This window comes from Aurantimonas litoralis (assembly GCF_026153195.1).
GTDB lineage: Bacteria > Pseudomonadota > Alphaproteobacteria > Rhizobiales > Rhizobiaceae > Aurantimonas > Aurantimonas coralicida.
The window spans coordinates 317782-330518 of sequence record NZ_JAPFBM010000003.1; the positions used below are offsets into that span (position 1 = coordinate 317782).

A 12737-nucleotide genomic window follows, 5' to 3' on the forward strand; every position below is an offset into this window, starting at 1 on the left:
GATGCGCGCGCCAGTGTGGTCGCGGCTGCCGAATTTTCCGACATCCGGGCGCATCCTTTAGGGGGCTACGAGTCTTATCCGAGTGAACATCCCTTCACCCGGAGCAGACATGACTCAGCAATCGAACGCGGATAAGCCGCTGAACGCCGGTACGACGCAGGACTATCGCGGCGAGGGCGGCGAGCTGCACCAGGTCGCCGGCGGCGACGTTCCCCAGATGACGACCCAGGGCGGCGCCCCGATCGGCGACGATCAGAACACCCTGAAGGTCGGTCCGCGGGGCCCGACGCTGATCGAGGACCAGGCGTTCCGCGAGAAGATCTTCCACTTCGACCACGAGCGCATTCCCGAGCGCGTCGTCCATGCGCGCGGCTTCGGCGTCCATGGCGTCTTCGAGACCTATGAATCCCTGTCCGACATCACCCGTGCGGACATGTTCCAGCGGGCCGGCGAACAGACCGAGATGTTCGTCCGCTTCTCGACCGTGGCCGGCAACAAGGGCTCGGCCGACCTTGCCCGCGACGTGCGCGGCTTCGCCTGCCGCTTCTACACCAAGGAAGGCAACTGGGACCTCGTCGGCAACAACATCCCGGTGTTCTTCATCCAGGACGCGATCAAGTTCCCCGACCTGATCCATGCCGCCAAGCAGGAGCCGGATCGTGGCTTCCCGCAGGCCCAGACGGCGCATGACAATTTCTGGGACTTCATGTCGCTGACGCCGGAAGCCATGCACATGGCGATGTGGATCATGTCCGACCGCACCATCCCGCGGTCCTTCCGCTTCATGGAAGGCTTCGGCGTCCACACCTTCCGGATGATCAATGCCGAGGGCAAGTCGACCTACGTCAAGTTCCACTGGAAGCCCAAGCAGGGCCTGCAGTCCGTCGTGTGGAACGAGGCGCTGAAGCTGAACGGCGCCGATCCGGACTTCCATCGCCGCGACCTGTGGGACGCGATCCAGATGGGCGACTATCCGGAGTGGGAGCTCGGCCTGCAGATCTTCGACGACGAGTTCGCCGACCGCTTCGACTTCGACATCCTCGACGCCACCAAGATCATCCCCGAGGAGGAAGTGCCGATCCGCGTCGTCGGCAAGATGACGCTGAACCGCGTCGTCGACAATTTCTTCCAGGAGACCGAGCAGGTGGCGTTCCAGACGGGCAACATCGTGCCGGGCATCGACTTCACCAACGACCCGCTGCTGCAGGGCCGCAATTTCTCCTATCTGGACACCCAGCTGAAGCGTCTCGGCGGCCCGAACTTCACCCATATCCCGGTGAATGCGCCGCGCACCGAGGTCCGGCACTTCCAGCAGGATGGCCACATGTCGATGCGCAACCCGAAGGGGCGCGCCAATTACGAGCCGAACTCCTGGGGCGGTGCGGCCGGTGGCCCGCGCGAGGCACCGCGGGGCATGTATCAGAGCTTCCCCGCCGAGGAAGTCGGCCAGAAGCGCCGCATCCGCTCGGAGACCTTCGCCGACCATTATAGCCAGGCACGGCAGTTCTACCTGTCGCAGACCCAGACCGAGCAGCAGCACATCGCTGACGCCTTCGCCTTCGAGCTGTCCAAGGTCGAGACGGTGGCGATCCGCGCGCGCATCGTCTCGCATCTCCTCAATGTCGACGAGGATCTGGCCAAGACGGTCGCCAAGAGCCTGCGGCTGAAGGAGATGCCGGCTCCGGCCGAGGCCGCCATGCCGACACGCATGGATCTGAAGACCTCGCCGAAGCTGTCGATCATCCTCAACGGTCCGGAGAGTTTCAAGGGCCGCAAGGTCGGCGTGCTCGTCACCGACGGTGTCGATGCCGCGCTGCTGTCCGGCCTGAAATCCGCCATCGAGGCGGAAGGCGCGATGATGGAAATCGTCGCCCCGATGGTCGGCGGCGTCGAGGCCAGCGACGGCAGCTGGATCGAGGCCAAGCAGAAGGTCGATGGCGGTCCATCGCTGCTCTACGATGCGGTGGCCGTGCTCGCCTCCGCGGACGGCGCGTCCACCCTGACCAAGGAGGCGACGGCCCGCGACTTCGTCACCGACGCCTTCGCCCATTGCAAGTTCATTGCCTATTCGGCCGAGGCGATGCCGCTGTTCGAGAAGGCCGGCGTTGCCGGTGATCTCGACGAGGGCTGCGTGAAACTCGCCAGTGCCGAGGACGCGAAGGGCTTCATCGTCCAGTGCCGCAAGCTGCGCCACTGGCAGCGCGAACCGAACGTCAATGCGGTCTGACGGTTCGACCATTCGACGGGGCGCCCTGCGCGCCCCGTCAGGCGGCCTCGATTATCGGCCGATCGTGGCGGTTCCCGCCCGCAACGAGGAGGAGCGCCTGCCGGCGCTTCTGCGCGCGCTTGCCGAACAGTCCTGGCTTGCCGGCACCGGCCGGCAGCTCGACGTCGTCATCGTTCTCAACAACACCGACGACCGGTCGCGCGCGGCAGCGGAGGCGGCTGCGGCCGGCACCATGCTGCGGCTGCATCTGGTCGAGTGCCTGTTTCCGGCGCCCTTCGCCCATGTCGGTGCGGCGCGCCGGCTGGGCATGGACCTCGCCTGCACCCTGTCGCCGGATACCGGCCGCACGATCCTGCTGACCACCGATGCCGACGCGGTGCCGGCACCCGACTGGATCGCGGCCAATCTTGCGGCGATCGAACGCGGTGCCGATCTGGTCGGCGGACTGATCATCGGCGACCGGCGCGAAGAGGCCTTGCTCGGGCCGGCCTTTGCGGCGCGCGCCAGGAATTACCTTCTCTATGCGGAATTGTGCGACCGGCTCGCCTGCCATGTCGATCCGCTGGCTCACGATCCCTGGCCGCGCCATCGCGACCATACCGGGGCGAGCCTTGCCGTGCGGGCCAGCGTCTATGAGGCCGTTGCCGGCCTGCCGGCCGCGTCCTTCCGCGAGGATCTCGCCTTCGTCGCCCGCGTCCGGCAGGCCGGCTTCAGGCTGCGCCACGACCCGGCGGTGCGGGTCGAGGTGTCGGCGCGCACCCATGGCCGGGCGGCCGGCGGCATGGCCGATACGCTGGCCCAATGGGTGGCCGAGGCGGAAGCCGGGCGGCCGCATCTGGTGGAGGCCCCGCAGCGCGTTCTGGCGCGGGCCATCCGCCGCAGCCTGCTGCGCGATGCGGCCCATGTCGAACCGGACGGGCTCGCGGCCATCGCCACGCGGCTCGGGCTGAAGCCCGCCGAGCTCCATGATGGCGACGGCCGGGTCCTGCCGCCGCACCTCCTGGTCGAGCGCCATGCGCCGGACGAGCCCGATGCCCCCGGCACGGTGCCGGTGCTGGATGCGATTGCGGAATTGAGAGCGTTGATCGGCGAGGATGAGGCGAGAGAACATGCTGCATAAGCTCCGGCCACAGGACGAGGCGGCGTCGCTGCGACGCGCATTGGTGGCGCTGCCGCGCAGCTACGAGACGGAGGCCGAGTTCCCCCATGCGGGTTTCGCGCTGCTGTCGGGCTCGTCGCTGGCCGCCGATCCGCCGCTGGAACCCGCCGCCATCGGGGATCTTCTGCATCTTCTGGCCGAGGTGGGGCGCGGCGATCTCGGCGTCGGCCGCATCTATGAGGGGCACGTCAACGCGCTCTTGCTGATCCGCGCCTATGGCAGCGAGGCCCAGAACGCGGCCGTCCGCAATGCGGCGGCCGAGGGCGCATGGTTGGGTGTCTGGAACACCGACGCGCCGGGCAAGCCGCTGACCGAGAATGACGGCGTTCTTGTCGGCGCCAAGAACTTTGCCTCCGGTGTCGACGGGCTGACCCGCGCGATCGTGACGGTGCCGGACGAGGCGGGCCGGAAGATGCTGCTGATGCCGCTGGCCGATGCGCCGGTCGACCGGTCGTGGTGGGACCCGATGGGCATGCGCGGCTCCGGCAGCCACGTCGTCGACTTCACCGGACTGAAGATCGAGGACGCCCACCGTCTGGGCCAGCCGGGCGACTATACGCGCGAGCCCTGGTTCAGCGGCGGGGCGATCCGCTTTGCCGCCGTGCAGACCGGCGGCCTGCACGCCGTCTTCGACGTGGCGCGGGATCATCTGCTGCGCACCGACCGGGCCGGCGATCCCTATCAGGCACAGCGGCTCGCCCGCATGGGCCTGCATGTCGAGGCCGCCCATGGCTGGCTGGCGCGCGGCGCGGAGGCGTGGAGCGCGGCCGCTGCCGATCCGGACGATGCCGGAAAGGCCAGGCGCCTCGTGGCGACGGCCAATGCCGTGCGTTCGGCCGTCGAGGCCGCGGCACTAGCGGTGTTGGAAGAGGCGGAGCGGGCCGTCGGCGCCGCCGGCTTCAACCGGCCGCATCCGCTGGAGCGCCTCGTCCGCGACCTGCGCACCTATCTGCGCCAGCCCAATCCGGATGGCGCGCTGCGCAATCTGGGCGACGCGATCGCCGCCGGCGACTGGCTGCCGGGAGAGGGCGCATGAGCGAGGCGCGCGATCCGCGCACGCTGACCGCCCGCAGCATCCTCATCGTCGCGCCCCATGCCGACGACGAGTCCCTTGGATGCGGCGGGTTGGCGGCCATCCTCGCCAAGGACGGCCGGCAGTTCCATACGCTGTTCATCACCGATGGCGGGGCGTCGCATCGCAATTCGGCGACATGGCCGCGGGCAGCGCTGGCTGTCAAGCGTCACCGCGAGGCCGAGGACGCGCTCGCCATTCTCGGTCTCGGCACCATGCCGCGCAGCTTTCTCGGCCTGCCCGACGCCGATCTGCCGCCGGAAGGCTCGCCCGGCTGGGACGCGGCCCGCGCCCGGGTCGTCGAGATCCTTGCCGACACCGCGCCCGATCTGGTGCTGCTGCCCTGGCGGCGCGATCCGCATTCGGACCATCGCGCCGCCTGGCATCTGGTCACCCAGGCGCTGGAGCAGGCGGGCCTGGCGCCGGCGCGGATGGAATATGCGATCTGGCTCGACGAACTCGGCGCGCCGGAGGATCATCCGCGCCCCGGGGAAATGCACCGGGTCTCCTTCGACATCGCCGATGTCGTCGAGACCAAGCGGGCGGCAGTGGCCGCGCATCTGTCCCAGACCACGGCGCTGATCGACGACGACCCGGACGGGTTCATGCTCGACGCGGCCACCATTGCCCGGCTGACGGGCCCGATCGAAAGTTACTGGCAGGATGGCGAAGCCGATTGATCTGGAAGGGTTCGAGGCGATGTTCGCCGCCGATCCCGATCCCTGGGGCTATGCCGCCTCGCCCTTCGAGCGGTTCAAGCGCCGTATCCTGATGGAGGCGGTGGGCACGCGGATCTATGGCCGCGGGCTGGAACTGGCCTGCGCCAATGGCGAGAACAGCGCGGTGCTTGGTCGCAAATGCCTGCGGCTCCTGGCGCTGGACGGCTCGCCGACGGCGCTCGCCATCGCGCGGGACCGCAACCGGGCGACGCCGCGCATCCGTTTCGCCGAGGCCGTGCTGCCGGGCGGGATGCCTCGCGGGCCGTTCGACCTGATCGTCGTGTCGGAACTGCTCTATTATCTCGCGCCGAACGATCTGCAGGTGATGCTCGCCCGCTTGCGGGCGGCCGTCGCGCCGGGCGGGCGGATCGTGTTCCTCCACCATTTCCTCGATTTCGACGATGCGGCGACGCCGCCGGCGCTGGTCGCCGACGCCGTCGAGCGCGCCTTCGCGGCGGGCTTTGGCGTCGGCTACCGCGCCCGGACCGGCCGCTTCGTCGCTGTCGCCTTCGACCGCTGAGGCGGGCCAGGCGGGCAGCGTTTGCGGCGGGCGGTCAGTGTCCGCCGGCGGCGCCCAGCAGCGTGCCGACGAAGCGGGTCGTCCTCGGATCGCTGGGGGTGCGGAAGATCGTTTCCGGCGGTCCCTCCTCCACGATCTGGCCGCCGTCGAGAAAGGCGACATGATCGGCGATCTGGGCGGCCAGCCGCAGATCGTGGGTGGCCATCAGCATGGTCATGCCCTCCTCGGCGAGGGTCCGCAGCACGTCGACGACCTCGATGGCGAGTTCGGGATCGAGGGCCGAGGTCGGCTCGTCGCACAGAAGCAGCGTCGGCGAGGCGGCGATGGCCCGCGCGATGGCCACGCGCTGCTGCTGACCACCCGACAGGGTCGCCGGCCAGGCATCGGCCTTGTGGGCCATGCCGACCTTTTCCAGAAGCGTCATCGCATGGCTTCGCGCTTTGGCGGCCGGCCATTTCCAGACGGTGGTGAGCCCTTCGGTTACATTGTCGGCGACCGAGCGATGCGGAAACAGCTGGAAGTTCTGGAAGACCATGCCGGTCCTGCGGCGCAGCGCCAGGATCTCGGCCTGCGACGGGCGCTGGCCCGGCGCGAAGGCAACCCTTGCATCGCCGATCTCCAGCGTGCCGGCTTCGGGCATTTCCAGAAGGTTGGCGGTGCGCAGCAGCGTGCTCTTGCCGCTGCCGGACGGGCCGATCAGGGCGGTGACGCGGCCCTCGGCAATGGTCAGATCCACCCCGTCCAGGACGGTGTTGTCGCCGAAACTCTTGGCGATGCCGGACAGGCGGATCATGCGCCGGACTCCAGATAGCCGCCCTGACGCCCGAAGCGCGCCTCCAGCCGGCTCTGCAGGGCGGAGAGGACCGAGGACAGGACGAGATAGAGCAGCGCCGCCTCGACATAGAGGATGAGCGGCTCGTAGGTCGTGGCGACGATGCGCTGGGCCTGCTGGAACAGCTCCGGCACGGTGATCGCCGCGGCCAGCGAGGTGTCCTTGACCAGCGAGATGAAGGAATTCGACAGCGGCGGCACGGCGACGCGCACCGCCTGGGGCACGATGGTGCGCTTCATCGCCTGGTTCCGGGTCATGCCGATCGCATAGGCGGCTTCCCACTGGCCCTTGCTGATGGAGGACAGGGCCGCGCGGATGATCTCCGACGTATAAGCGCCGACGCTGAGGGTGAAGCCGATCAGCGCCGCCGGAAAGGCGTCGATCAGGATGCCGACGCTGGGCAGGCCGTAGAAGATGACGAAGAGCTGGACGAGCAGCGGCGTGCCGCGGATGAACCAGACATAGAAGCGGGCGATGGCGGCCAGCGGCTTCGGCCCGAACAGCCGCACCACGGCGGTGACGAAGCCGAGCGACAGGCCGAAGGCGAAGGACAGGATCGCCAGGGGCACGGTGAAGACGAGACCCGCCCGGACCAGCGGCCAGAGCGAGTCGAGCATCAATTGCAAGGTGGGGGGCAAGGGACGGTCCGATCCTGTCGCAGCAAGCGGGCGCGGGTACCCCGGTTCCGGTGCTCGGCCGGAACCTCACCCTTCGGCGACGATGTAGGGCAGCGGCAGCGGCGGGCATCCCGCCGCCGCCGTCGAAGATCAGCGCGAGACGTCGGCGCCGAAATATTTCTGCGAGATGGTCTCGTAGGTGCCGTCGGCGCGGATCGCGTCGAGCGCCTTGTCGATCTCGGCGACGAGCTCGGGATTGCCCTTCTGAACGACCACGCCGGAAGCGGCGGCCTCGGCCTCCGAGGCGACGATCTTCACCGGCGCGTCGGGCTTCTGCTTCTTGAAGTCGAGATAGGAAAGGTTGTCGTTGATCGTCGCGTCGGCGCGGCCGGTGAGGACGAGCTGGATCGACTGGTCGAAGCCTTCCGTGCCGACGAGGCTGGCGCCGGCTTCCTCGGCGATGCGGCCGTAATTGGAGGTCAGCGACTGGGCCGCCCGCTTGCCGTCGAGATCGGCGAAGCTGGCGATGTCCTCATTGTCGTCCTTTACGATGAGGACCGCCTTGGAGACGATGTACGGCTTGGAGAAGTCGAAGCGGGCCTGCCGCTCCTCGGTGATGCCGACCTGGTTGATCACCGCGTCGTAGCGGTCGGAGGCGAGGCCGGCGATCAGGCCGTCCCACTTGCCCTCGACGAACTCGACCTCGACGCCGAGTCGCTCGGCGATCTCGCGGCCGATCTCGACATCGAAGCCGACGAGGGCGCCGGAGGCATCGTGATAGGTGAAGGGGGCATAGGTGCCCTCGGTGCCGATCCGCAGGGTGCCGGCGGACTTGATGTCCTCGAGGCTGCCGGCATGGGCGGCGGTGCCGAGGAGAAGGGCGGCGGTAAGCGTTGCGAGCGTGAGCTTCATGGGGTCATTCCTGGATTGGGAGGCGCCTGTCGCGCATTGACCGGAAACTCGGTATTCGCGGGGCTTCAATCAAGGAATGGATTGGCGCGGGGACGCCGGATCGGAGTTGGTTCTTCCCATCTTCGCCATTCGGCAAGCGCGGAGCATGGGAGCGGACGACCGGTCGCGGTCGCCCCCCCTTGCGACGTCAGCGGTTGGCGAAGAAGACGTCGTCCTGCTCGCTGCGCAGCCGGTGCAGCGTGCTTTCCGTATCGAAGGCGACGGCGTCGCAAGTGACGATCTCGCCGGCCGCGACCGGGGCGCGAAGGGTGCGCCCGTCCATCAGATAATAGGGCGCGGGCGCGCCGGCCCCGAGCGGCCGGGCCGGCATCAGCAGGTGATCCAGCGGTTCGATCTGGTGGCGCGCGCCGATGGCCAGCGTCTCGCCGGCGGCGAGATCGCGCCGGGCACGCGCGACGAGGTCGTAGCGGGGCCTCACCTCGGTGCCGCCGGTCGAGCTGCCGAGCCGGGCCGCCGACAACACCGACATTGGCGCCTCGACGCCGAGAAGATGCACCGGGTTATGGATCAGGAGATGGCGGCCGTCAGGGCTCGCCGGAATGCCCTTGCCGGCGAGCAGCCGGCCGGTCGCCGCATCGGGCGCCTCGACGATGACGAAGACGCCGCCGGCAAAGCTGAGCTCGTCGGGCCGGCGCAGGCAGTTGAACATGTCCACGACGCCGGAGCGGCCGAGAAGGCCACCGGCGGCGCGGGGCCGCAGGAGATGCGGCAGTTCCACCGTGCGGGCGATGGGGGCATGCAGTTCCGCCACGTCCGGATCGAGATCGGTGTGATTGGCGACGATGCCCATCTCGCAGAGATCGGGCACGGTGGTGCGGGCAAATTCCGCCAGTTCGCGGGGCGCGATCGCGGCGGTCGGATCGCCGGTCGCGAAGAGATCGCGAAAATGCGGCGCCGCAACCGACCGGCCCCAGGCGGTGACGGTATCGTCGGCCGGGTTCCAGACGAAGTCGGATTCGCTGGCCTTGCCGGCGGCGACGATCTTCAGGCCGAGAAGCCGCGCCCAGCCGATCAGGCCGATCAGCAGGCTGGGCTGGTCGCCGTCCACCGGCGTGTGGACCACGCCGGCCGAGGCCGCGCGCCGGGCAAGGATCGGACCGACGATGATCTCGGCTTCCTTGGTGGCGATGACGCTGTGGCGGCCATTGTCGATGGCGGCGGCGGCCGTTGCGGCGGCGCCTTCGGGATGGCCGGTCGCCTCGACCACCACGTCGAGCGGCAGTGCGGCCAGAAGCAGGGCATCGTCGACGACCGCCGTCCGGCCGGCTTCGATGGCGGCGAGTGCGGCGGCGCGCGTGTCGCAGAGCACGATGGCCTCCTCCGCGACGCCTGCCGCCAGCAGCGAGCGGCGCGCACGGTCCATGTCGCGGTCGCAGATGGCCGGGACGACGAGCCCCGGAATATGCCGCGACTGCGCCACGAAGGTGGCGCCGAACTCGCCGGCACCGACCAGCCCGGCCCGGATTTCGCGTTCCTCGCTCCGTGCGAAAACTGCATGCAGGTTCATGAATCCCCTCCCGAAATGAATTCCCCCGCGGTCGGTCTAGGCCAGATTGTCGCAGGGCGGAAGGGTCCGGCCGCGAGACCCGGCCGGTCGCAAGCTGGCATGCCAGGCGCTGGACGACGCCCGGCGAGGCTGGCGCCGCGCCGCCGTCAGCCGGCCGCGATCCGGTTGCGGCGCGCGATGGCCGTCGGGGCAGCGGCGACGACGAGCAGTGCAAGGCCGGCCATGTCGATCCAGATGTTGGTCGGGAACATCAAGAGGCCGCCGGCAACGAGGAAGAGCCCGCGGCGCAGCGGCGTGACCACGCCGCCGACCGGCTCGGTGCCCTGAAGCGCGATGGCGAAGAGCACGCAGCCAAGGGCGTAGAGCGCCGTCGTGTAGGCGATGTCGAGCGGCGTGCCTTCAAGGAGCAGCTGCGGGACATAGACGAAGCTGAACGGCATCAGCACCAGCGTGGCGCCGAATTTGAGGGCTGCGAAACCGGTCTTCATCGGCGGCGCGTCGGCGATGGCGGCACCGGCGAAGGCGGCGACGCAGACCGGCGGCGTGATGTTGGAGAGGCACGCTGCGTAGAACACCGCCAGATGCGCCGCCACCACGGGAACGCCGAGATTGATCAGGGCGGGCGCGGCGACCACCGACAGGATGATGTAGGAGCCGGTGGTGCTCGACCCCATGCCGATGATGATCGAGACGACGGTCACGAGACAGAGCGCGACGAACAGATTGCCACCGGAAAAGTCGATCAGGACGGCGGAGAATTTCAGCCCCAGGCCGGCCAGGACGATGCCGCCGATGATGATGCCGAGCGTGCCGATGGCGGCGCCCGCCGCCGCATTGCTGCGGGCGCCGCCGACCATGGCCTGGGCGATGGCGGTGGGGCCCATACGGGTGTCGCGGCGCAGCCAGGACAGGGCGGCGGCCGAGACTGTGCCCCAGAAGGCGCAGAAATCGGCCGAATAGCCGGAGAACAGCAGGCCGATCACCGCGATCAGCGGCACGAAGAACTGCCAGCCCTTGGCCAGCACCGAGCGCAGACTGGGGATCTCTTCCGCCGGCAGGCCCTTCAGGTCGAGGCGGACGGCTTCCAGATCGACCATGGACAGGAGGAAGACGAAGAACACCACGGCCGGGATGACGTTCATCAGGGCGATGGTCAGGTAGCTGGTCTCGGTCAGCGTCGCGAGAATGAAGACGCCGGCGCCCATGACCGGGGGCATGAACTGGCCGCCGGTGGAGGAGATCGCCTCGATGGCGCCGGCATCATGGTTGCGGAAGCCGGTGCGCTTCATCAGCGGAATGGTGAAGGCGCCGGTGGTCACGACATTGGCGACGGAGGAGCCGGAGATCGAGCCGAACAGTGCCGAGGTCATCACCGCGATCTTGGCCGGACCACCGCGCCAGCGGCCGGCCAGCGCCGTGCCGAGATCCATGAAGAAGGCGCCGGCGCCCGAGCGCTCGAGAAAGGCGCCGAAGATCATGAAGGGGAAGACGAAGGTGGCGAAGGTCGCGGTGACGACGCCGAACAGCGCTTCCTGCGTAGAATAGGTGAATTCCAGGATGCGCTCGACCGACATGCCGGGATTGGCGAGGCGACCGGGCAGATATTCGCCGAAATAGAGCTGGCCGAGAAAGACGATGGCGATGATCGAGATGATCGGACCGAGTGCCCGGCGGCTGGTCTCCAGCATCACGCCGATGGCGATGGCGCCCATCACCAGATCGGCGGTGTTGGGCGAGGAGACGCGGAACATCGCGTAGCTGACATACTGGTCGATCCAGTACCAGACGCTGGCGACGGTGGCGGCGACGAGAACGAGGTCGACGATGCTCGGACGATGGGACGGCGAGCCGGCGCGCGCCGGATAGAGCAGGAACACCAGCACCGAGGTCAGCATCAGATAGATGCCGCGATTGGTCTGGGTCGAGACGAGGCCGAAGCCGGAGGTGTAGAGGTAGAAGCCGGTGAAGCCCAGCGCCACCAGATTGAAGGCGAGGGCGTAGAAACCGGTCAGGGACCGGCGTGCGCCATCGACGCGCAACAGCCAGGATGCGTCCACCATCGTCTCGTCTTTTCGTGGTTGAAAGGCCCCCGCCTTCCGGTCAGCCGGAAAACGGGGGCGTCAGCAATGCGTTGTCTGCAGCGGGTGGCTACTTCGCCGCGCCGCTTTCGGCGTAATAGGCGGCGGCGCCGGGATGCATCGGGGCGCCGAGCGCCTCGAAGTTCTCGACGTCGGGCTTCATCTGGGCCCAGGCCTTGTGGCCGTTGGCCAGCGCGTCCTGCCGGTCGTAGGCCGAGGCCACCATCCGCTTGACCACGTCCTCCGGCACGCTCTCATGGGCGACCCAGTAGACGGTGGTGTAGGGCATGTCGGTGGCCGGAACGCCCTTGTAGGTGGTCTCCGGCATCGTGCCCGTATGGTAGAAGGGATAGGTCTCGCTGATCTTGGCGAGCTGGTCCTCCTCATAGGGCAGCACCACCACGTCGCGCGTTTCGGCGAGTTCTGTAACGGCTGCGGCCGGCGAAGACGACTGGCAGAAGGCGTCGATCTGGCCGTTGCCCAGGGCCCGGCCGGCGTCAGCGAAGGTCATCATCTGCGGCTCGACCTGATCGAGGATGCCGAGCGCCGTCAGGATGTTGGAGCAGTTGAAGACCGTGCCCGATCCCGGCGGCCCGAGCGCCACCTTCTTGCCGGCGAGATCGGCGATCGACGACAGGCCGCTGTCGGCAAGGGTGACGAAATAGGTCGGGCCCTCATAGGCCATGGCGACGCCGCGCAGCATGTCGCCCTTCTCCCCGTCCTTGAACGGGCCGGTCGGCTCCTGCGCCATGAAGACGTGGCTGCCATAGACGATGCCCATGTCGAGCTCGCCCTTGATCAGCCGCTTGGCGTTCTCGGTGGAGCCGCCGGTGGTCACCTGGGTGATGTTGACGTCCGGCAGGTCCTTGCCGAGCTCGGTGCCGGCGACGCCGACCATGTAGTACATGACGCCGCCCGGATTGGAGCCGCCCCAGGCGATGCTGGTCTTGTCCTGCGCCACGGCGCCGGTTGCGAGCGATGCGACGGCGAGCCCTGCCGCGAGCGTGCAGGCGATTGTCCTGAGTGTCATCCTG

At 68.5% G+C, this 12737-nt stretch carries 11 protein-coding genes; 5 read left to right on the forward strand and 6 right to left on the reverse strand.

Translation table 11 applies throughout. From position 1 onward, the window contains the following. The first annotated feature begins 109 nt into the window (after positions 1–109). From N7I30_RS08935 to N7I30_RS08955, 5 genes are all read left to right on the forward strand, one after another. Positions 110–2227, forward strand: a complete 2118-nt coding sequence (locus N7I30_RS08935; RefSeq protein ID WP_498638220.1) for a catalase — start codon at positions 110–112, stop codon at positions 2225–2227. Positions 2228–2291: 64 nt separating this feature from the next. Then, the gene (locus N7I30_RS08940; RefSeq protein WP_498638221.1) at positions 2292–3347 is read left to right on the forward strand and encodes a glycosyltransferase family 2 protein; all 1056 of its coding nucleotides are present in this window, start codon (positions 2292–2294) and stop codon (positions 3345–3347) included. Next, positions 3337–4422, forward strand: coding sequence for an acyl-CoA dehydrogenase family protein (locus N7I30_RS08945; protein WP_498638223.1), 1086 nt, complete (start codon positions 3337–3339; stop codon positions 4420–4422). Before N7I30_RS08940 ends, N7I30_RS08945 begins: the two co-directional genes overlap by 11 nt. Then, positions 4419–5138, forward strand: coding sequence for a PIG-L deacetylase family protein (locus N7I30_RS08950; protein WP_498638225.1), 720 nt, complete (start codon positions 4419–4421; stop codon positions 5136–5138). The genes N7I30_RS08945 and N7I30_RS08950 overlap by 4 nt, the downstream gene beginning before the upstream one ends. After that, positions 5122–5697 (forward strand): class I SAM-dependent methyltransferase, encoded by a 576-nt coding sequence (locus tag N7I30_RS08955; RefSeq protein WP_498638227.1) that lies wholly within the window; start codon positions 5122–5124, stop codon positions 5695–5697. The genes N7I30_RS08950 and N7I30_RS08955 overlap by 17 nt, the downstream gene beginning before the upstream one ends. A 34-nt stretch (positions 5698–5731) precedes the next feature. Here the strand turns inward: N7I30_RS08955 and N7I30_RS08960 are convergent, their stop codons facing one another. The 6 genes from N7I30_RS08960 to N7I30_RS08985 all read right to left on the reverse strand — a co-directional run bounded on the left by N7I30_RS08960 (position 5732) and on the right by N7I30_RS08985 (position 12733). Then, the gene (locus N7I30_RS08960; RefSeq protein ID WP_498638230.1) at positions 5732–6490 is read right to left on the reverse strand and encodes an amino acid ABC transporter ATP-binding protein; all 759 of its coding nucleotides are present in this window, start codon (positions 6488–6490) and stop codon (positions 5732–5734) included. Continuing rightward, the gene (locus N7I30_RS08965) at positions 6487–7167 is read right to left on the reverse strand and encodes an ABC transporter permease subunit (protein ID WP_498638232.1); all 681 of its coding nucleotides are present in this window, start codon (positions 7165–7167) and stop codon (positions 6487–6489) included. Before N7I30_RS08965 ends, N7I30_RS08960 begins: the two co-directional genes overlap by 4 nt. A gap of 129 nt (positions 7168–7296) precedes the next feature. Beyond that, positions 7297–8058: an amino acid ABC transporter substrate-binding protein gene (locus N7I30_RS08970; protein WP_024352160.1), complete on the reverse strand. Its 762-nt coding sequence runs from the start codon at positions 8056–8058 to the stop codon at positions 7297–7299. A gap of 187 nt (positions 8059–8245) precedes the next feature. Beyond that, entirely contained in the window at positions 8246–9625 is a 1380-nt protein-coding gene (locus N7I30_RS08975) for a flagellar biosynthesis protein FlgA (protein WP_498638235.1), read from the reverse strand. A gap of 146 nt (positions 9626–9771) precedes the next feature. Next, positions 9772–11685 (reverse strand): TRAP transporter permease, encoded by a 1914-nt coding sequence (locus N7I30_RS08980; protein WP_498638237.1) that lies wholly within the window; start codon positions 11683–11685, stop codon positions 9772–9774. A gap of 88 nt (positions 11686–11773) precedes the next feature. Beyond that, positions 11774–12733 (reverse strand): TAXI family TRAP transporter solute-binding subunit, encoded by a 960-nt coding sequence (locus N7I30_RS08985; protein ID WP_498638239.1) that lies wholly within the window; start codon positions 12731–12733, stop codon positions 11774–11776. Positions 12734–12737: the final 4 nt, after the last annotated feature.

Bases quoted from the DNA above. Each gene is read 5' to 3' on its own strand.
- N7I30_RS08970 (WP_024352160.1), bottom strand. From the start codon at position 8,058: ATGAAGCTCACGCTCGCAACGCTTACCGCCGCCCTTCTCCTCGGCACC.
- N7I30_RS08975 (WP_498638235.1), bottom strand. From the start codon at position 9,625: ATGAACCTGCATGCAGTTTTCGCACGGAGCGAGGAACGCGAAATCCGG.
- N7I30_RS08985 (WP_498638239.1), bottom strand. From the start codon at position 12,733: ATGACACTCAGGACAATCGCCTGCACGCTCGCGGCAGGGCTCGCCGTC.
- N7I30_RS08960 (WP_498638230.1), bottom strand. From the start codon at position 6,490: ATGATCCGCCTGTCCGGCATCGCCAAGAGTTTCGGCGACAACACCGTC.
- N7I30_RS08945 (WP_498638223.1), top strand. From the start codon at position 3,337: ATGCTGCATAAGCTCCGGCCACAGGACGAGGCGGCGTCGCTGCGACGC.
- N7I30_RS08935 (WP_498638220.1), top strand. From the start codon at position 110: ATGACTCAGCAATCGAACGCGGATAAGCCGCTGAACGCCGGTACGACG.
- N7I30_RS08980 (WP_498638237.1), bottom strand. From the start codon at position 11,685: ATGGTGGACGCATCCTGGCTGTTGCGCGTCGATGGCGCACGCCGGTCC.
- N7I30_RS08950 (WP_498638225.1), top strand. From the start codon at position 4,419: ATGAGCGAGGCGCGCGATCCGCGCACGCTGACCGCCCGCAGCATCCTC.
- N7I30_RS08955 (WP_498638227.1), top strand. From the start codon at position 5,122: ATGGCGAAGCCGATTGATCTGGAAGGGTTCGAGGCGATGTTCGCCGCC.